Consider the following 17,866-nt stretch of genomic DNA (forward strand, 5'->3'; position numbering starts at 1 on the left):
CTGCATTGGAACACGATCCCTGTAGGAGCTGCCGAAGGCTGCGATCTTTTGATCTTGAAAAAGCCCCGCCTGATCACTCAGGCGGGGCTTTGGCGTTAGCGCGTGTTGCTTAGTTCGAGCTGACTGCCGAACGTGGCATCACTGGCTGGTTGTCGTTGGAAATGGTTACTTCCACACGACGGTTCATCGCACGACCGGAAACGCTGCCGTTGTCGGCAACCGGGTATTCCTTGCCGTAACCCTGAACCACGATGCGCGAAGGATCTACGCCCATCTTGATCAGCGCCACTTGAACCGAAGTCGCGCGACGCTCGGACAGCGACTGGTTGTACGAAGCCGACCCGGTGCTGTCGGTGTAACCCTCGACGATCACTTTGCGATCCGGATTTTCCTGGAGGAACTGCGCCAGTTTGTTGATGTTCACCAGCCCGCTGGACTTCAGATCAGCCTTGTTGGTGGCGAACAGCACGTCACCGAAAGTCACCAGCGTACCGCGATCGGTCTGCTTGGCGTTCAGGCTCTGCTGCAGTTGTTTGATCTGCTGATCGCGAGCGTCCAGGCGGGCCTGGGCACGTTGCGCGGCAGCGTTCTTCAGGTTGTTTTCAGCGGTGCGCAGGGCGATGGTCTGCTTGGCCACTTCCACGCGCTGGTTGGTCAGGTAGGCCAGTTGGTCAACCTTGGCCGCGTCTTCCTTGTCCAGGTAAGCCTTGTCGGCCTTGTCCAGGTAATCGCTGGCGTCTTTGGTTTCCAGGGCCGCGACTTTGCTTGCCTGTGGGTTGGCCTGCAGGCCGGCGTAGTTGGTACGTGCCTGCTCCAGGTTCGGGTTAGGCGGGGTGGAGCAGGCAGCCAGGGCAACGCTTGCGGCCAGAAGAGCGGGGATCATCAGTTGCTTACGCATAATTTGTCGTCCTTTCTATCGATAAAAGTTTCAGCTTTGCGATTCGGGATGCGCGCTTACTGCACGGTGCGCTGACTTTCCTGACGCAGTTCCTGAACACCTTTCTGGGAATCCTTCACAGCCTGTTCGGCCTTGGCAGCCTGAGCCTTGCGTTCTGCTACGCGAGCGTCCCATTCGGCTTGCTCGGCGAGGGTGCGAGCTTGTTCATACTTCTTGTCGTGCATGGCGATTTCGGCTTGCTTGAGCTTGTCCTGCGCCTGCTTCATTTCCACAGCAGCGAACTCGGTACCACCGGCGCTGACCGCACTGTTGACCGCCGATTGGGTCACGGCGTACTGCTCGGTTGGCGGGTTACCGGCGCAACCGGCCAGTACGAAGCTGGTACCGATGGCCAGAGCAGCCAGTTTCAGACCGCGCAGGTGGGAGAACGAGGTTTGGGTCTTCATGGTCTTCAACTCCATTGTTTAACTCCTGATAAAACCGAAAATCCATCCTGGTCGAGGAGCCGCAAGCGTCGTGTAAAAGCGCGTTTTTGAAACGCTCGTTCCAGGCGTGGTTACAGCTTCCGACCGAAGGCGTTTTTCAAAAGTTCAGAAAAGATGGCCTATCGCCAAAAGTTTTTTTGACCAAGTCGACAAGGCTCTAAACCGGGAACTTTGGAGGCGTGGAGAGGTACGCGCGGGGTAAAAAGCGTGCAGAAGCGGAGAAGGATACGATCCCTGTGGGAGCTGGCTTGCCAGCGATGAGGCCATCAAATTCAACACTGATGTGACTGAACTGACGCCATCGCGGGCAAGCCCGCTCCCACAGGTTTTTGTGTTGTCTGATCAGTGTTTTTGCTTGCCGGCAGCGGCGGACAAATCCTGCAAATGCCGGCGTGAAAGCGCCAGAAACCGTGGCGTCGGCCCGACGTCTTCATACAGCGGATCACCTTCTTCATCCGTCGCCACCACCGTCGAACCTTTCACATACGGCAGGCTCGCCTCGAACTCTTCGAGCGCGGCGCCGATCAGTTCGCCGAGCAGTTCTTCCGGATGACGTTTGGGGTACATCTCGGCAATCGCCGCCAGTCGCGCAGCGGCCTCGACGTCCAGATGAATCGTGTAGCCAGTATCGGTCAGGCGACCCTTGGCGTTTTCTTCCCAATGCTGGGCGAGTTCACGGATTTTCATGATGACCTCATGTCGTACCTGCTCATGGCAGGATCGGGTGAGTGTCCGGCGCGGCCGGCAAGCCGTTGTGCGGCTTACTGTTGAGACTAGCTTCAAGCCGCAAGGTTTAAAGTCCCTTCGTCGTCTGCTTGTAAGAAGCGCCGTAGAGCGGCACTCTCTGGGCAAAGCATTCGTTTCTGCGCCGTCCCGATTACCGTTGGAGAACTGCTGATGACCGATATTGATGCACGCTTGCGCGAGGACGTTCACCTGTTGGGTGAACTGTTGGGCAATACCATCCGCGACCAGTACGGCGAGGAATTTCTCGACAAGATCGAGCAGATCCGCAAGGGCGCCAAGGCTGATCGCCGTGGCTCGATGGACGCCGAACTCAGCGCCAGCCTCAATCAATTGAGCGAAGACGAACTGCTGCCGGTGGCGCGGGCGTTCAACCAGTTTCTCAACCTGGCGAACATCGCCGAGCAGTATCAATTGATTCATCGCCGCGAAGAGTCGCAGCCTGCGCCGTTCGAATCCCGCGTACTGCCGGAACTGCTCGCCCGCCTGCGCAACGAAGGCCACAGCGCCGAATCTCTGGCCCGGCAACTGGCGCGCCTGGAAATCGAACTGGTGCTGACTGCGCACCCGACCGAAGTGGCGCGGCGCACGCTGATCCAGAAGTACGACGCGATCGCCGTGCAATTGGCCGCCCAAGATCACCGCGACCTGACCAGCGCCGAACGCGAACAGATCCAGAACACCCTGCAACGGTTGATCGCCGAAGCCTGGCACACCGAAGAAATCCGCCGTACCCGGCCGACCCCGGTCGATGAAGCCAAGTGGGGTTTTGCGGTCATCGAACACTCGCTGTGGCAGGCGATTCCCAACCATATGCGCAAGGCCGACAAGGCGCTTTATGAAGCGACGGGCCTGCACTTGCCGCTGGAAGCGGCGCCGATCCGCTTTGCCTCGTGGATGGGCGGCGACCGTGACGGCAACCCGAATGTCACGGCAGCGGTGACCCGCGAAGTGCTGTTGCTGGCGCGCTGGATGGCGGCCGACCTGTACCTGCGTGACGTCGATCACCTCGCCGCCGAGCTGTCGATGCAGCAGGCCAGTGATGCGCTCAAGGCCAAGGCCGGTGACAGTGCCGAACCTTACCGTGCGGTGCTCAAGCAATTGCGCGAACGCCTGCGTGCCACGCGCAATTGGGCGCATGCCTCGCTCAGCGCCAGTACACCGGCGCCGGCCGACGTGTTGCACAACAACCGCGATCTGCTCGATCCGCTGGAACTGTGTTTCAACTCCCTGCACGAATGCGGCATGGGCGTGATTGCCGACGGGCCGTTGCTCGATTGCCTGCGCCGGGCGGTGACCTTCGGCCTGTTTCTGGTGCGCCTCGATGTACGTCAGGATTCGACGCGGCACAGTTCGGCAATGACCGAAATCACCGATTACCTGGGCCTCGGTCGCTACGAAGACTGGGACGAAGAACAGCGCATCAGCTTCCTTACCCGCGAATTGAGCAATCGCCGGCCACTGCTGCCGGCGCATTTCAAACCGTCCGCCGACACCGCTGAAGTGCTCGCCACTTGCAAGGAAATCGCCGCCGCACCGGCCGCGTCCTTGGGTTCCTACGTGATCTCGATGGCGGGCGCCGCCTCCGACGTGCTGGCAGTGCAGTTGCTGCTCAAAGAGTCCGGCGTGTTGCGGCCGATGCGCGTGGTGCCGCTGTTCGAAACCCTCGCCGACCTCGACAACGCCGGGCCGGTGATGGAGCGTCTGTTGCTGTTGCCGGGCTACCGCGCAAGGCTGCAAGGCCCGCAGGAAGTGATGATCGGTTACTCCGACTCGGCCAAGGATGCGGGCACCACCGCCGCCGCCTGGGCGCAATACCGCGCGCAGGAGCGGCTGGTGGAGATCTGCCGCGAGCAGCAAGTCGAACTGCTGTTGTTCCACGGTCGCGGTGGCACCGTGGGCCGCGGCGGCGGACCGGCGCACGCGGCGATTTTGTCGCAGCCGCCGGGGTCGGTGGCGGGGCGCTTCCGCACCACCGAGCAGGGCGAAATGATTCGATTCAAATTCGGCTTGCCGGACATCGCCGAGCAGAACCTCAATCTGTATCTGGCCGCGGTGCTCGAAGCGACGCTGTTGCCACCACCACCGCCGACGCCGGAATGGCGGCACCTGATGGATGAACTGGCCGCCGACGGCGTCGCCGCGTACCGCGCCGTGGTGCGGGAGAATCCGCAGTTCGTCGAGTATTTCCGCCAGTCGACACCGGAGCAGGAGCTGGGACGCTTGCCCCTCGGCAGCCGTCCGGCCAAGCGCCGTGCGGGTGGGATCGAGAGCCTGCGGGCGATTCCGTGGATCTTCGGCTGGACCCAGACTCGTCTGATGCTGCCGGCCTGGCTCGGCTGGGAAACTGCATTGAGCAAGGCGCTGGAGCGCGGCGAGGGCGAACTGCTCGGGCAGATGCGTGAACAGTGGCCGTTCTTCCGCACCCGTATCGACATGCTGGAAATGGTCCTGGCCAAGGCCGACGCCGACATCGCGCTGTCGTACGACCAGCGTCTGGTCGAGCCGGACTTGCTGCCGTTGGGCGCGCAGTTACGCGACCTATTGTCGCAGGCGTGCACGGTGGTGCTCGGCCTGACCGGTCAGTCGCAACTGCTGGCACATAGCCCAGACACCTTGGAATTCATCCGTTTGCGCAACACTTACCTCGACCCGCTTCATCTATTGCAGGCCGAGCTGCTGGCCCGTTCGCGGCAGCAGAATGTCGAGCAGGGCAGCCCGGTGGAGCAGGCGCTGCTGGTGTCTGTGGCGGGGATTGCCGCCGGATTGCGCAATACCGGCTAAGGTTTTTGCGGTGCTATCAGGCACCCGGTGCACAGGCCGGGTGCCGCTTTGTACACAGGCAGAAAGTGCGGGCAGGCGACAGTTAATGATGGGGTTGCGACTTGGGTTACCGCGTCGCAAGGTCGCGGCGGGCGCCGGTTTCTCCGACTTTTGGCGTCTTGTGTGGGCGCAGCCTGCTGTGTATCTTGATCAGCCTTTGGCCGTTTGTGCGGCCACGACCCGTTTTTTTGAGATTGGCCCAAAGAGGCGAATCCCGTTGTTTTCTATATAAAAAATTGAGGAGCACATCGATGCGCGTCATTCTGCTGGGAGCTCCCGGGGCCGGTAAAGGTACTCAGGCTAAGTTCATCACCGAGAAATTCGGCATTCCGCAAATCTCCACCGGCGACATGCTGCGTGCTGCGGTCAAGGCCGGCACTCCGCTGGGCGTTCAAGCCAAGAGCATCATGGATGCCGGCGGCCTGGTGTCGGATGACCTGATCATCGCGCTGGTGCAGGATCGCATCGCTCAACCCGACTGCGTCAATGGCTTCCTGTTCGACGGCTTCCCGCGCACCATTCCGCAAGCCGAAGCCCTGGTGACTGCCGGTGTCGAACTGGACGCCGTGGTTGAAATCGCTGTTGAAGACGAAGAAATCGTTCAGCGTATCGCCGGTCGTCGCGTTCACGAGGCCAGCGGCCGCGTTTACCACATCGTCTACAACCCGCCGAAAGTGGCTGGCAAAGACGACGTTACCGGCGACGATCTGGTGCAGCGCAAGGACGACACCGAAGAAACCGTGCGTCATCGCCTGTCGGTCTACCATTCGCAGACCAAGCCGCTGGTGGATTTCTACCAGAAGCTCTCCGCTGCCAACGGCAAGCCGAAGTACAGCCACATCCCGGGCGTTGGCTCGGTTGAAGCGATCACCGCCAAGGTGCTCGAAGCGCTGAGCTGAAAAAGCCGATCCGCTGCATCATCCACGGCCCGCTTGCGGGCCGTAGTTGTTTATACTGACGCCCTTTTTCTCCCACCTGTTTTGGAAACATCGATGAGCACCTTGCTGGCCCTGGACACCGCGACCGAAGCTTGCTCCGTTGCCTTGCTGCATGACGGCAAGGTCACGAGCCATTACGAGGTGATCCCGCGTCTGCACGCGCAGAAGCTGCTGCCGATGATCCAGCAACTGCTGGCCGACGCCGGCACCACGTTGCAAGCGGTGGACGCCATTGCCTTCGGTCGTGGGCCGGGGGCGTTTACCGGTGTGCGGATCGCCATTGGTGTGGTGCAAGGTCTGGCCTTTGCGCTGGATCGCCCGGTGCTGCCGGTGTCGAACCTGGCGGTGCTGGCACAGCGCGCGTATCGCGAACACGGTGTGAGCCAGGTCGCGGCGGCCATCGATGCGCGGATGGATGAAGTGTATTGGGGCTGCTACCGCGAGACCGCCGGCGAGATGCGTCTGGTGGGTGTCGAAGCGGTGCTGCCACCGGAAGCCGCGGCGCTGCCGGTCGATGCCAGCGGCGATTGGTTCGGTGCGGGCACCGGTTGGGGCTATGGCGAGCGGATCGCGGTCAGCCTGAGCGGCTCGAATGCCGGCATGCTGCCTCACGCCGAAGACCTGCTGACCCTGGCGCGGTTTGCCTGGGAACGCGGTGAGTCGATCCCTGCCGATGATGCGCAACCGGTTTACCTGCGCGACAAAGTCGCTACTCCAAAGGCTCGCTGAGTCCTGACTTCTAGCGGGGTAGCTTCTGTGGTGAGGGGATTTATCCCCGATCGGCTGCGAAGCAGTCGCCGATTTTGGGGCCGCTTCGCGACCCATCGGGGATGAATCCCCTCACCACATAAGGCTCTCCACAATCCCACTGCTTATTCCAAATTCTGCCAATCGTCAGTTTCCAACCCCGCGCTTTAAACCTTTTACGCTTTATGTGTTCTAGTTATCACTCGGCGGTTTGCTAAGTCGGTCAAGTGCCGCTAAATTGCCATCATCGATACCGAGCATGAAATTATGCGTATAGACGGCCTTTCCTCTCAGTCCTACCCCATCAAGCGCAAGCCTCGCAAAGGCAATGTGGCGCTGGATGAGTCCGTCGACGATATCGATGGCGAGCTGGAATTCCCGACTGAAGAGCAACTGGCCGCCCGCGCTGCCAAAGCCTCCGCACAACGTCTGGCCAATCTGCCTGCCCGTCAGCAAGACATGATTTATCACCGCGCCATGAGCAAAAGCGTAGCGATGGCCCTGGCCAGCTACCTGAGCACCGCCGGTTTTGTCGATTGGGATGCGGATGTGCTGGGCCTCGACCTGTACATCTGATGGATCTGCCTTACTACCTCGGTTGTCCGTCCTGGAGCGAAAACGCCTGGCGCGAGTATCTGTACCCCGAAGACGCCAAGACTTCCGACTTCCTCAGTCTCTATGCTCAAGTGTTCAATGCCGTCGAAGGCAACACGACCTTCTACGCCAGCCCGTCGCCGGCCACCGTGCAGCGTTGGGCCGAGACCATGCCCGAACACTTTCGCTTCACCGCCAAGTTTCCCGGCGACATCAGCCACAGCGGTGACCTGCGTGATCAGCTGACCGCCGCCGAAACCTTCGTGAATCTTCTCAGCCCGCTCGGCGAACGGGTTTCGCCGCTGTGGCTGCAACTGTCGAAAAGCTTCACCCCGCATCGATTGCCCGAGCTGACGGCGTTCATCGACGCGCTGGACCGGCCACTGGCAGTGGAAGTCCGTCACGAACAGTTTTTCGCCAAGGGCGAGAGCGAGCGCCTGCTCAATCGTCTGCTGCTTGAGCGTGGCGTGGAGCGGATCTGCCTCGATCCGCGGGCGCTGTTCAGTTGCCTGTCGACCGAGTCTTCGGTGATCCACGCGCAATCGAAAAAGCCTCGGGTGCCGACCCGTCCGGCGGCGTTTACCCAATCTCCGCAGGTACGTTTCATTGGCCATCCGGAGCTGGAAGCCAACGATCCGTTTCTCGTGCCGTGGGTGGCGAAAATCGCCGAGTGGATTGAAGAGGGCCGCACGCCGTACATCTTCCTGCACACTGCCGACAACGTGATGGCGGCGAAGCTGGCGCAACGTTTTCACGCACAATTGATGCAACGTTTGCCTGGCCTGCCGTCCCTGCCTGAGCTATACAGAGAACCCGCCGCCGAGCAACTCGGCTTGCTCTGAAGGCGGATTTTCCCCCTGCCCAGGAGCCTGCCGATGAACGCCCACGCCCTTCAAGAACAAGCCCGCAAAGCCCAGGCCTTCAAGGCCCTGCATGAAGGTGCGGGGATTTTCGTCATCCCCAACCCGTGGGATGCCGGCTCGGCGAAAATGCTCGCCAGTCTGGGCTATAAGGCGTTGGCGACCACCAGTGCCGGTTATGCGTTTTCCCAAGGCAAGGCCGATGGCGCCCTGAGTCTCGATGAGACCTTGGCCAATGTCCGGGCCATTGTCGCGGCCACCGATCTGCCGGTGGCGGTGGACCTGGAAAACGGTTTCGCCGATGACCCGGCCGAGTGTGCGAAAAGCTTGCTGCGTGCCGCCGAGGCGGGCGCGGTGGGCGGTTCGATCGAGGACGCCACGGGCCGTGCCGACGCGCCGATCTACTGCTTCGAACACGCTGTGGCGCGCATCGAAGCCGCCGTCGCCGCAGTGCGCACGCTGCCATTTCCCTTCACCCTGACCGCCCGTGCGGAAAACTACTTGCACGGCAATCCCGATCTCGACGATACCATCCGCCGCCTGCAGGCCTTTGCCGCAGCGGGCGCCGACGTGCTGTACGCGCCGGGTTTGCGCAGCGCCGAAGAAGTGCTGGCGGTGGTGCGCGCGGTGGCACCAAAACCGGTCAACGTGCTGATGTCCGGCGGTTTGAAACTGACCGTGCAGGCGCTGGAAGAAATGGGTGTGCGCAGGATCAGCACCGGTTCGGCGCTGGCTTTGGCAGCGTTCGGCGAGTTTTACCGCGCGGCTGAAGAGATCCAGCAGCACGGCACCTTCGGCTTCACTGCGCAATCGATGCCGTACGCTCAGGCCAATCAGTTCTTCAAAGGCTGAGCATGGGCCGCTGGATCGCGCTGTCGGTACTGTTGATGATTGCTGGCGCCGTGGTCAGCGTCTGGCGCGGCTGGGTCGACGTGCCGGCCGAGTGGAACCCGTGGGCGCCGCTGGACGTGAAGGCCGCGCCGAACTGGCTGACCGGTTTCAAGCTGATGCGCCTGCGTGGCAATCCCGAGTTATGCGCACAAGTGCTCAGCAACTCGGGTCTGCGCATCACAGCGCAAGCCGACAGCCCCGACGCCAAGTGCCCGCTGATCGGCGCCGTGCGCGTGCAGAGCGGCGAGGTGGCGCTGAGCAGCAGCTTCCTCGCCAGTTGTCCATTGGCGGTGGCTTACGCGATGTTTGAACGACATACCCTGCAACCTGCCGCGCAAGCGCTTTACGGCCAGTCTGTGGCGCGTATCGATCACCTCGGCAGCTTTGCCTGCCGCAATGTCTACAACCGCGAGAGCGGGGCGCTCAGTCGCCACGCCAGTGCCGATGCGCTGGACATCAGCGGTTTTCGGCTGGCGGATGGGCGCAGCGTCAGTGTGCTCAAAGACTGGCCGAAGCAAAATCAGGACGCGCAATTTCTGCGCCAGGTGCGCGATGGTGCCTGCGAGGCGTTCAGTGTGGTGTTGAGTCCGGATTACAACGCCGCCCATCGCAATCACTTTCATGTCGATGTCGGGCGCTGGAGCGTTTGTCGCTGAGGGATCAGGCGGCGAGGCGCAGGTTCTGCAGGACAATCGGGCGCGCCCAGCCGTTATCGAAGTCGAGCGCTTTCTGCTGCTCGACGATTTCTTCCGGCGGGAACGGCGGATAAGGTTTTTGCAGCAGGTCGAGATCGAACTCGGCAATCGGCAGGTACAGTGGCTTCTTCTGCGGCGCCGGACCCGGCTCTGGCACCGGCTGACCGTTGTTGATCACGATCGGGCGAACCCAGCTGCTGTCGAAGTCTTGCTGCTCCTGCTGAGCCTTGAGTTCTTCTGGCGGGAACGGTGGGAACGGCTTGTCCAGCAGATCGGTTTCGAACTCGGCGATCGGCAGGAACAGCGGCTCCGGCGGACGCACTTCGGTCTCGACCACATCGCACTGACGCTGCTCGACGATGTGCGCGTGCAGCTCGCTGCCCAGGGTCGGTTCTTCCGGGCTGTTCAGGTCAACCGGCGGGAATGTGCCGCAGGCTGGCACCACATCACTCGTCTGTTCGGCCAGGGCCTGGGCAAAGAAATCCTGCCACAGGTGACTGACGCCGCCCAATGCTTGAGTGTTATGACGGCTGAAGTCGCCCTTGGGCGAAATGTAGCCAATCGATGTGGGAAGAATGCCTGACATTTTTTTCGGTTGACGCTCAGCTCTGGCAAAATGCGCGTTGATTGGTTTATCGGCCACTTTTTGCCGATCCTTAACTTTTTTGAGCGTGTTTTCATGATTGAGCAACCCGCGGCCTGCCGCATCCATGTCCAGGCCCTCGGCCCGACGTTTGAAGCGCAAGCCGAGCAATGGGCGGAGCGCCTGGGCCTGCCGCTGCAGGTGGACGACGGCGAGTTCGCCTTGCAGGTGGGCGAGCAGGGTTTGCAGCTGCAGCAGCTCGGCCCGGATGCGCCGGGACCGGTGCGGGTGGACTTTGTCGAGGGGGGCGCGGCGCACCGGCGTCTGTACGGCGGCGGCAGCGGGCAGATGATCGCCAAGGCGGTTGGCATTGCCCAAGGCGTGCGCCCTCGGGTGCTGGACGCCACGGCGGGGCTGGGCAAGGACGCGTTCGTGCTGGCCAGTCTGGGCTGCGAGATGAGCCTGATCGAGCGCCAGCCGCTGATCGGGGCGTTGCTGGAGGATGGTCTGGCGCGGGCGGCGGAAGATTTCGACGTGGCGCCGATTGTCGCGCGGATGAAGCTGCTCAAGGGCAACTCCATCGAGGTGATGCGCAATTGGCAAGGCGAGCCACCGCAGGTGATCTACCTCGACCCGATGTTCCCGCACCGCGAGAAGACGGCGCTGGTGAAGAAAGAGATGCGCCTGTTCCGTCCGCTGGTCGGGGATGATCCGGATGCGCCGGCGTTGCTCGAAGCGGCGCTGGCCCTGGCGACACACCGGGTGGTGGTCAAGCGCCCGCGCAAGGCGCCGTGTATTGAGGGGCCGAAGCCGAGCCATGCGCTGGATGGCAAATCCAGTCGGTATGACATCTACCCGAAGAAAGCACTCAAGGCTTGATACCGAGTCGCCTCAATCGCTGGCAAGCCAGCTCCCACAAGTTTTTGTGTCGTTCGCACAATTTGTGTTCAGCACGATCAATGTGGGAGCTGGCTTGCCAGCGATGACGTCAGATCAGGCGCTAAAAAATCAGGGCCGATACGCCCGCATGAACAACCCCACCACTTCTTGCACATGACTCTCTGCCGCTTCTTCGCTCAGCGGTTCACCGCAGCAATACAGCAAACGAAAATTCCCCGCACCCTTGAGCAGGCAGAAGAAATGCTCGGCGGCATTGCGCGGCAGGTCGATGCTCAGCACGCCGGTCTCGTCGATGCGTTTGAGCAGCCGCTCCATGCCTTGCACCATGCGTTCGGGGCCAGCGTCGAAGAAGATCTGCGACAGCTTCGGATCCTGGGTGCCCAGCGCCATCATCAAGCGATGCAGATTCACCGACTCGTCGCTGTTGATCAGCTGATGAAAGCCCCGGGCAATGTTCAGCAACACATTTTCCACGGGGATGCCGGCGGGCAATTCGAAGAACAACGGCGGTAACTGTTCCTCGCATTTGGCCATTACCGCGGAGGAGAACAGCGTCTCCTTGTCGTTGAAGTGGCTGTAAACCGTCAGTTTCGACACGCCCGCCTCGGCGGCTACCGCGTCCATGCTGGTGTTGGCGTAGCCGTGACTCAGAAACAGGGTTTTCGCCGCATCGAGGATTGCCCGGCGCTTGGCCGGATCCTTCGGACGGCCCGGGCCGTTTGGAGCTGAAAGATTGTTCGACATTCTTCGCTTTTAATACTGGACTGGTGAGTTTGCTATTAATACCATACCGGCCAGTATAAATATTCCAAGCACCATAAGCGAAAGGTCCGTCACCATGTTCCGCTATGCGTTGTCCTTTGCCGTGCCAGTCAGTCTGGCTGTTTTATTGTCCGCATGCGGTCAGGAAGAGGCGACGTCAGTCAGCGTTCGACCGGCCATGGTGGTGCAGCCAGAGCCTTCGGCGCAGGCGATGGAAAGTTATCCGGGTGAGGTTCGCGCCCGCTACGAACCCGATCTGGCGTTCCGCATTGGCGGCAAAGTCAGCCGACGACTGGTCGAGGAAGGCCAGCGCGTGAAGGCTGATCAACCATTGGCCGAGCTCGATCCGCAGGACGTACGCCTGCAACTGGAAGCCACTCGCGCCCAGGTCGCCGCCGCTGAAGCCAATCTGAACCTGGTGCGCGCTGAGCGTGACCGCTACAAAACCTTGATGGAACGGCAGATGGTCAGCCGTTCTGCCTACGACAACGCGGAAAACCTCTACCGCTCCGGCGAAGCCCGCCTCAAGCAAATCAAAGCCGAATTCAACGTCTCGACCAACCAGGCCAGTTACGCCGTGCTGCGCGCGCCGCAGGACGGCGTGGTGGCCAAGCGTTCGGTGGAAGTCGGGCAGGTGGTCGCCGCCGGACAAACCGTGTTTACCCTCGCCACCGACGGCGAGCGGGAAGTGTCGATCAGCCTGCCGGAGCAGAGCTTCGGGCGGTTCAAGGTCGGCCAGCCAGTGACCGTTGAACTGTGGACCCAGCAGAACCAGCGCTTCGCCGGGCAGATTCGTGAGCTGTCGCCGGCGGCCGATCCGAAATCCCGTACCTTCGCCGCGCGCATCTCGTTCACCAGCGGCAAAGTCCCGGCTGAACTCGGGCAGAGCGCTCGGGTGTTCGTGCAATCGGCAGACAGTGTGCCGCTGTCAGTACCGCTTTCGGCCCTGACTGCCGAGAACGGTGCGACCTATGTCTGGGTCGTCAGCGCCAACAACACCCTGAAGAAGACGCCAGTGCGCATCGGCCCGTTCGGCGAGAAAAGTGTGCCGGTGCTCGAAGGCTTGAATGCCAGCGACTGGGTAGTCGCCGCCGGGGTTCACGTATTGCTCGACGGTCAGCAGGTGCGGCCTGTGGATCGCTCCAACCGTGTGGTCAATCTGGCGGACAAGGAGTAAGTCCCGATGCGCTTCAACCTTTCCGAATGGGCGTTGCGTAATCGCCAGATCGTCTTGTTCCTGATGCTTTTGCTGGCCATCGTCGGGGCCTTGTCCTACACCAAACTCGGCCAGAGCGAAGACCCGCCGTTCACCTTCAAGGCCATGGTCATCCAGACCCGCTGGCCGGGGGCGACCGCACAGGAAGTTTCACGGCAGGTCACCGAACGCATCGAAAAGAAATTGATGGAAACCGGCGAGTACGAACGCATCGTGTCGTTCTCTCGCCCCGGCGAGTCGCAGGTCACCTTCATTGCCCGCGACTCGATGCACTCCAAGGAAATTCCGGACCTCTGGTATCAGGTGCGCAAGAAGGTCAGCGACATTCGCCAGACCTTGCCGCCGGGGATTCAGGGACCGTTTTTCAACGATGAATTCGGCACCACGTTCGGCAATATTTACGCGCTGACCGGCGACGGTTTCGATTACGCAGTGCTCAAGGATTACGCCGACCGCATCCAGATCCAGCTGCAGCGGGTCAAGGATGTCGGCAAGGTCGACCTGCTCGGTTTGCAGGACGAGAAAATCTGGGTCGAGCTGTCCAACGTCAAACTCGCCACCCTCGGTTTGCCACTGGCGGCGGTGCAGCAAGCGCTGGAAGAGCAGAACGCGGTGTCCACTGCGGGGTTCTTTGAAACCGGCAGCGAACGTGTGCAACTGCGGGTCTCGGGGAATTTTCAAACGGTCGAGGAGATTAAGAACTTCCCGATCCGCGTCGGTGACCGGACGTTCCGTATCTCCGATGTCGCCGATGTGCATCGCGGTTTCAACGATCCACCGGCGCCACGCATGCGCTTCATGGGCGAAGACGCCATTGGCCTCGCTGTCGCGATGAAGGACGGCGGCGACATTCTGGTGCTGGGCAAAGCGCTGGAAGGCGAGTTCTCGCGCCTGCAGAAAAACCTCCCGGCCGGCATGCAACTGCGCAAAGTCTCCGACCAACCGGCGGCGGTAAAGACCGGTGTCGGCGAGTTCGTCCAGGTGCTGGTCGAGGCGTTGGCGATCGTGTTGCTGGTGAGCTTCTTCTCTCTCGGCGTGCGCACCGGCATGGTGGTCGCTCTGACCATTCCGCTGGTGCTGGCGATGACCTTCGCCTGCATGTATTACCTCGGCATCGGTCTGCACAAAATCTCGCTCGGCGCGCTGGTGCTGGCGCTGGGCTTGCTGGTGGACGACGCGATCATCGCCGTGGAAATGATGGCGATCAAAATGGAGCAGGGCTTCGACCGGATCAAGGCCGCGAGCTATGCCTGGACCAGCACCGCGTTCCCGATGCTCACCGGTACGCTGATCACCGCCGCCGGGTTTCTGCCGATTGCCACCGCGCAGTCCGGCACCGGTGAATACACCCGTTCGATCTTCCAGGTGGTGACCATCGCCTTGCTCGCGTCGTGGGTCGCGGCGGTGATGTTCGTGCCGTATCTGGGGGAAAAACTCCTGCCGGATCTGGCGAAAATTCATGCGGCCAAACACGGCACAGCTGACGGGCAAGCCGACCCGTATGGCACGCCGTTCTATCAACGGGTGCGGCGTCTGGTGGAGTGGTGCGTGGCGCATCGCAAAACCGTGATCGTGCTGACGGTGGGGCTGTTCATCGCGTCGGTGATGCTGTTCCGTTTCGTACCGCAGCAGTTCTTCCCGGCCTCCAATCGACTGGAGTTGATGGTCGATCTGAAGTTGGCCGAAGGGGCGTCGCTGGCCAACACCACGGCCGAGGTCAAACGCCTGGAAGCAATGCTCAAGGATCACGCCGGCATCGATAACTATGTGGCGTATGTCGGCACCGGTTCGCCGCGTTTCTACCTGCCGCTGGATCAGCAACTGCCGGCGGCGAGCTTCGCCCAGTTTGTGGTATTGGCGAAAAACATCGAGGAGCGCGAGAACCTGCGCACCTGGTTGATCGAAACCCTCAACGAGCAATTCCCGGCCCTGCGCTCGCGGGTCACGCGTCTGGAAAACGGTCCGCCGGTGGGCTACCCGGTGCAGTTCCGCGTCACCGGTGAGCACATCGAAGAGGTCCGCGCGTTGGCGCGCAAAGTAGCAGCCAAGGTGCGCGAGAACCCGCATGTGGTCAACGTGCACCTGGACTGGGAAGAGCCGAGCAAAGTGGTGTACCTGAACATCGATCAGGACCGCGCCCGGGCGCTCGGTGTGAGCACGGCCAATCTGGCGAAATTCCTCCAGAGCTCGCTGACTGGTTCGAGTGTCAGTCAGTACCGCGAGGACAACGAGCTGATCGAGATCCTGTTGCGCGGCACGGTGCATGAGCGCACCGAGTTGTCGTTGCTGCCGAGTCTGGCGGTACCGACCGATAACAGTCGCAGTGTGGCGTTGTCGCAGATTGCCACGTTGGAGTACGGGTTTGAGGAAGGGATTATCTGGCACCGTAATCGTCTGCCAACCGTGACGGTGCGGGCGGACATTTACGGTAAGGAGCAGCCGGCGACGCTGGTGAAGCAGATCGCTCCGACGCTGGATCCGATCCGTGCCGAATTGCCTGACGGGTATCTGTTGGATGTCGGCGGCACGGTGGAGGATTCGGAGCGTGGGCAGAAGTCGGTGAATGCCGGGGTGCCGATGTTTATCGTGGTGGTGTTGACGTTGCTGATGGTGCAATTACGCAGCTTTTCGCGCACGGCGATGGTGTTTCTGACGGCGCCGTTGGGGTTGATCGGGGTGGTATTGTTTCTGATGGTGTTCCGTCAGCCGTTCGGGTTTGTGGCGATGCTGGGGACGATCGCGCTGTCGGGGATGATCATGCGCAACTCGGTGATTCTGGTGGATCAGATCGAGCAGGATATTGCCTCTGGTCTCAAGCCTTGGCAGGCGATTATCGAGGCGACGGTGCGGCGGTTTCGGCCGATTGTGTTGACGGCTTTGGCGGCTGTGTTGGCGATGATTCCGTTGTCGCGCAGTGTGTTTTTCGGGCCGATGGCGGTGGCGATCATGGGGGGGTTGATTGTGGCTACGGCTTTGACGCTTTTGTTTTTGCCTGCTTTGTATGCGGCCTGGTTCCGAGTGCGTCGGGAGGGGTGAGGCTTTTGGACTTGGCGGCCTTTGGGCCGACCATGCTCCTGGGGTTTTGGGTGTTTATCCGTTGCTTCGGGTGTTGCGGCTGGCGGTTTCGCCCTTACGGCGAGTCACTTTTGCAGACGCCCAAAAGTAACCAAAACGCTGGGCCCCGGCGTACGGCCCTCGCTTAGGCTCGGGTTCCTTCGTTGCGGGGTTTATCCGGGGGCATCGCCTCCGGTTTGCTTCGCTGCACCTCCTCTCGATGCCTTTGGCTTCGCCAAACGGTCGCTGCGCTCCCACCCCCGGATAAACCCCTCCACTCAGCCTGCCGAAGGGGCCGGCACGGCAAGATCAAGAGCTGCAGCCGAGCTAACGCTCATCCTGTTGAGTGGTGAGAAGCGGATGCGGTCTGCTGTTGATTTTTGTGGGAGCTGACTTGCCAGCGAAGGCGGCCTGACAGCCGACCAATCTTCAACAGACCACACCCAGTCTCCTGTAGGAGCTGCCTGAGGCTGCGATCTTTTGATCTTGATCTTGTGGAAGCTGGCTTGCCGGCGAAGGCGGCCTACGGGCCGACCGGTTTCCAACTGACCACCTCCAACCCCACTGTGGGAGCTGGCTTGCCAGCGAAGGCGGCCTGACAGCCGACCAATCTCCAACTGCCCGCACCCAATCTCCTGTAGGAGCTGCCGAAGGCTGCGATCTTTTGATCCTGGCTTTTCAAAATCAAAAGCAAGATCAAAAAATCGCAGCCTTCGGCAGCTCCTACTTTGAGTCAGGTTGTATTTAATGCTGGCCCATGCCTGTGAAACGCTGGCCTCGGCCAATGTCATGGCCAGTGAGTTGGCGTTTACCCTGAGCGGCTCGACGTGCAGTCAGCTTCTGGGCATTCAGCAGATGATTTCGCTCGCTGAGCTGTCGGTAAACCGCGTCCTTGACCAAGTCGATCCGCAAGGCTGACACGCAACAAAAAGCCCGCTGACCTTCACAGGTTCAGCGGGCTTTTGCGTGCAGCGGCAAAAATTACAATGTGCCGAACACTTTCTTGGCAAGGCCAGTCGCCGCAGCCGCCGGGTTCTTGCGGATGGTTTCTTCCTGTTTGCCGATCATTTCGAACAGGCCGTTCAGTGCCTGCTCGGTGACGTAGCTTTCGACGTTGGCGCTTTTCGCATCCACCACGCCCAAGGTCGCGGCCTGGCCGGCGAAGGCGTTGTACTTTTGCGCTACGCCGACTTTGTCGGTGGCTTGTTTGACGATCGGCAGGAACCTGGCGCGGATCTGTTCGCGGCTGGTTTTGTCCAGGTATTGGGTGGCCGAGTCGGTGCCGCCGCTGAGGATGCCCTTGGCGTCGGCCACGGTCATTTTCTTCACGGCGTCGACGAGGATCGGCTGGGCCTGGGTCACGGCGCTTTCGGCGGCCTTGTTCATGGCGGTTTCGAGTTCGTCGACCTGGGCGCCCATGCCGAAGGCTTTCATCTTGCCGGCGACTTTGCCGAGTTTGCCCGGCAGTTCGATTTTCACCTCCGGGTTGTTGCTGAAGCCGCCCGGGGTGCCGAGTTGTTTGACGGCGATTTGCGCGCCTTGGGTCAGGGCGTCCTTGAGGCCGCCGGTGGCGTCTTGTTGCGAGAGGTCGCTGAGCGACAGCGCCAGGGCGCTGGCAGAGATCATCAGGCCCGCGCACAGGCTGGCGAAGCGAAGGGTAGGGCGGAGCATGGCAG

16 protein-coding genes and 1 pseudogene are annotated in these 17,866 nt (G+C 61.3%); 11 read left to right on the plus strand and 6 right to left on the minus strand.

Annotated features, from left to right (window positions below):
* Positions 1–109: 109 nt before the first annotated feature.
* The 3 genes from GTQ41_RS05350 to GTQ41_RS05360 form a co-directional block, all read right to left on the minus strand.
* Positions 110–898, minus strand: coding sequence for an OmpA family protein (locus GTQ41_RS05350; RefSeq protein ID WP_047292806.1), 789 nt, complete (start codon positions 896–898; stop codon positions 110–112).
* 56 nt (positions 899–954) lie between these two features.
* Positions 955–1,359 (minus strand): DUF4398 domain-containing protein, encoded by a 405-nt coding sequence (locus tag GTQ41_RS05355; protein ID WP_007964219.1) that lies wholly within the window; start codon positions 1,357–1,359, stop codon positions 955–957.
* Between the two features lie 366 nt (positions 1,360–1,725).
* Positions 1,726–2,070, minus strand: a complete 345-nt coding sequence (locus tag GTQ41_RS05360) for a hypothetical protein (RefSeq protein ID WP_003222064.1) — start codon at positions 2,068–2,070, stop codon at positions 1,726–1,728.
* Between the two features lie 210 nt (positions 2,071–2,280).
* On the opposite strand from GTQ41_RS05360, the gene ppc reads away from it, so the two are divergent.
* The 7 genes from ppc (at position 2,281) to GTQ41_RS05395 (ending at position 9,636) form a co-directional block, all read left to right on the plus strand.
* Positions 2,281–4,911, plus strand: a complete 2,631-nt coding sequence (ppc, locus tag GTQ41_RS05365; protein ID WP_217325429.1) for a phosphoenolpyruvate carboxylase — start codon at positions 2,281–2,283, stop codon at positions 4,909–4,911.
* A 290-nt stretch (positions 4,912–5,201) separates the two neighbouring features.
* Complete coding sequence (gene adk, locus GTQ41_RS05370; protein WP_025112233.1) at positions 5,202–5,849, plus strand: adenylate kinase; 648 nt, start codon at positions 5,202–5,204, stop codon at positions 5,847–5,849.
* A 93-nt stretch (positions 5,850–5,942) separates the two neighbouring features.
* Positions 5,943–6,617, plus strand: a complete 675-nt coding sequence (tsaB, locus tag GTQ41_RS05375; RefSeq protein WP_047292810.1) for a tRNA (adenosine(37)-N6)-threonylcarbamoyltransferase complex dimerization subunit type 1 TsaB — start codon at positions 5,943–5,945, stop codon at positions 6,615–6,617.
* 285 nt (positions 6,618–6,902) lie between these two features.
* Positions 6,903–7,211, plus strand: coding sequence for a hypothetical protein (locus tag GTQ41_RS05380; protein ID WP_003222071.1), 309 nt, complete (start codon positions 6,903–6,905; stop codon positions 7,209–7,211).
* Complete coding sequence (locus GTQ41_RS05385) at positions 7,211–8,071, plus strand: DUF72 domain-containing protein (RefSeq protein ID WP_047292812.1); 861 nt, start codon at positions 7,211–7,213, stop codon at positions 8,069–8,071. Before GTQ41_RS05380 ends, GTQ41_RS05385 begins: the two co-directional genes overlap by 1 nt.
* Before the next feature lie 33 nt (positions 8,072–8,104).
* A complete protein-coding gene (locus GTQ41_RS05390; protein ID WP_095667404.1) occupies positions 8,105–8,941 on the plus strand; it encodes an oxaloacetate decarboxylase in 837 nt (278 codons plus the stop codon).
* A gap of 2 nt (positions 8,942–8,943) precedes the next feature.
* Positions 8,944–9,636: an extensin family protein gene (locus GTQ41_RS05395; protein WP_047292817.1), complete on the plus strand. Its 693-nt coding sequence runs from the start codon at positions 8,944–8,946 to the stop codon at positions 9,634–9,636.
* Positions 9,637–9,640: 4 nt separating this feature from the next.
* On the opposite strand, the gene GTQ41_RS05400 is transcribed toward GTQ41_RS05395, so the two are convergent.
* Positions 9,641–10,261, minus strand: coding sequence for a hypothetical protein (locus GTQ41_RS05400; RefSeq protein WP_047293047.1), 621 nt, complete (start codon positions 10,259–10,261; stop codon positions 9,641–9,643).
* Positions 10,262–10,357: 96 nt separating this feature from the next.
* On the opposite strand from GTQ41_RS05400, the gene GTQ41_RS05405 reads away from it, so the two are divergent.
* On the plus strand, positions 10,358–11,137 hold the full coding sequence (locus GTQ41_RS05405) for a class I SAM-dependent methyltransferase (RefSeq protein ID WP_179294993.1): 780 nt from the start codon (positions 10,358–10,360) through the stop codon (positions 11,135–11,137).
* 129 nt (positions 11,138–11,266) lie between these two features.
* On the opposite strand, the gene GTQ41_RS05410 is transcribed toward GTQ41_RS05405, so the two are convergent.
* Entirely contained in the window at positions 11,267–11,902 is a 636-nt protein-coding gene (locus GTQ41_RS05410; protein ID WP_041063295.1) for a TetR/AcrR family transcriptional regulator, read from the minus strand.
* Positions 11,903–11,996: 94 nt separating this feature from the next.
* On the opposite strand from GTQ41_RS05410, the gene GTQ41_RS05415 reads away from it, so the two are divergent.
* The 3 genes and pseudogenes from GTQ41_RS05415 to GTQ41_RS05425 form a co-directional block, all read left to right on the plus strand.
* On the plus strand, positions 11,997–13,097 hold the full coding sequence (locus tag GTQ41_RS05415) for an efflux RND transporter periplasmic adaptor subunit (protein WP_047292822.1): 1,101 nt from the start codon (positions 11,997–11,999) through the stop codon (positions 13,095–13,097).
* Between the two features lie 6 nt (positions 13,098–13,103).
* A complete protein-coding gene (locus tag GTQ41_RS05420; RefSeq protein WP_047292824.1) occupies positions 13,104–16,172 on the plus strand; it encodes an efflux RND transporter permease subunit in 3,069 nt (1,022 codons plus the stop codon).
* 765 nt (positions 16,173–16,937) lie between these two features.
* Positions 16,938–17,108, plus strand: a pseudogene (locus GTQ41_RS05425) (hypothetical protein); the annotation flags it as partial.
* Positions 17,109–17,171: 63 nt separating this feature from the next.
* On the opposite strand, the gene GTQ41_RS05430 reads toward GTQ41_RS05425, so the two are convergent.
* Complete coding sequence (locus GTQ41_RS05430) at positions 17,172–17,861, minus strand: DUF4197 domain-containing protein (RefSeq protein WP_047291840.1); 690 nt, start codon at positions 17,859–17,861, stop codon at positions 17,172–17,174.
* Positions 17,862–17,866 lie beyond the last annotated feature (5 nt).

It is taken from the genome of Pseudomonas sp. AN-B15 (assembly GCF_019056475.1).
Taxonomy (GTDB): Bacteria; Pseudomonadota; Gammaproteobacteria; order Pseudomonadales; family Pseudomonadaceae; genus Aquipseudomonas; species Aquipseudomonas parakoreensis.

Coding starts and splice junctions, on each gene's coding strand:
- GTQ41_RS05385 (WP_047292812.1), top strand. CDS start 7,211: ATGGATCTGCCTTACTACCTCGGTTGTCCGTCCTGGAGCGAAAACGCC.
- tsaB (WP_047292810.1), top strand. CDS start 5,943: ATGAGCACCTTGCTGGCCCTGGACACCGCGACCGAAGCTTGCTCCGTT.
- GTQ41_RS05380 (WP_003222071.1), top strand. CDS start 6,903: ATGCGTATAGACGGCCTTTCCTCTCAGTCCTACCCCATCAAGCGCAAG.
- GTQ41_RS05355 (WP_007964219.1), bottom strand. CDS start 1,359: ATGGAGTTGAAGACCATGAAGACCCAAACCTCGTTCTCCCACCTGCGC.
- GTQ41_RS05415 (WP_047292822.1), top strand. CDS start 11,997: ATGTTCCGCTATGCGTTGTCCTTTGCCGTGCCAGTCAGTCTGGCTGTT.
- GTQ41_RS05400 (WP_047293047.1), bottom strand. CDS start 10,261: ATGTCAGGCATTCTTCCCACATCGATTGGCTACATTTCGCCCAAGGGC.
- GTQ41_RS05430 (WP_047291840.1), bottom strand. CDS start 17,861: ATGCTCCGCCCTACCCTTCGCTTCGCCAGCCTGTGCGCGGGCCTGATG.
- ppc (WP_217325429.1), top strand. CDS start 2,281: ATGACCGATATTGATGCACGCTTGCGCGAGGACGTTCACCTGTTGGGT.
- adk (WP_025112233.1), top strand. CDS start 5,202: ATGCGCGTCATTCTGCTGGGAGCTCCCGGGGCCGGTAAAGGTACTCAG.
- GTQ41_RS05410 (WP_041063295.1), bottom strand. CDS start 11,902: ATGTCGAACAATCTTTCAGCTCCAAACGGCCCGGGCCGTCCGAAGGAT.
- GTQ41_RS05420 (WP_047292824.1), top strand. CDS start 13,104: ATGCGCTTCAACCTTTCCGAATGGGCGTTGCGTAATCGCCAGATCGTC.
- GTQ41_RS05360 (WP_003222064.1), bottom strand. CDS start 2,070: ATGAAAATCCGTGAACTCGCCCAGCATTGGGAAGAAAACGCCAAGGGT.
- GTQ41_RS05350 (WP_047292806.1), bottom strand. CDS start 898: ATGCGTAAGCAACTGATGATCCCCGCTCTTCTGGCCGCAAGCGTTGCC.
- GTQ41_RS05390 (WP_095667404.1), top strand. CDS start 8,105: ATGAACGCCCACGCCCTTCAAGAACAAGCCCGCAAAGCCCAGGCCTTC.
- GTQ41_RS05395 (WP_047292817.1), top strand. CDS start 8,944: ATGGGCCGCTGGATCGCGCTGTCGGTACTGTTGATGATTGCTGGCGCC.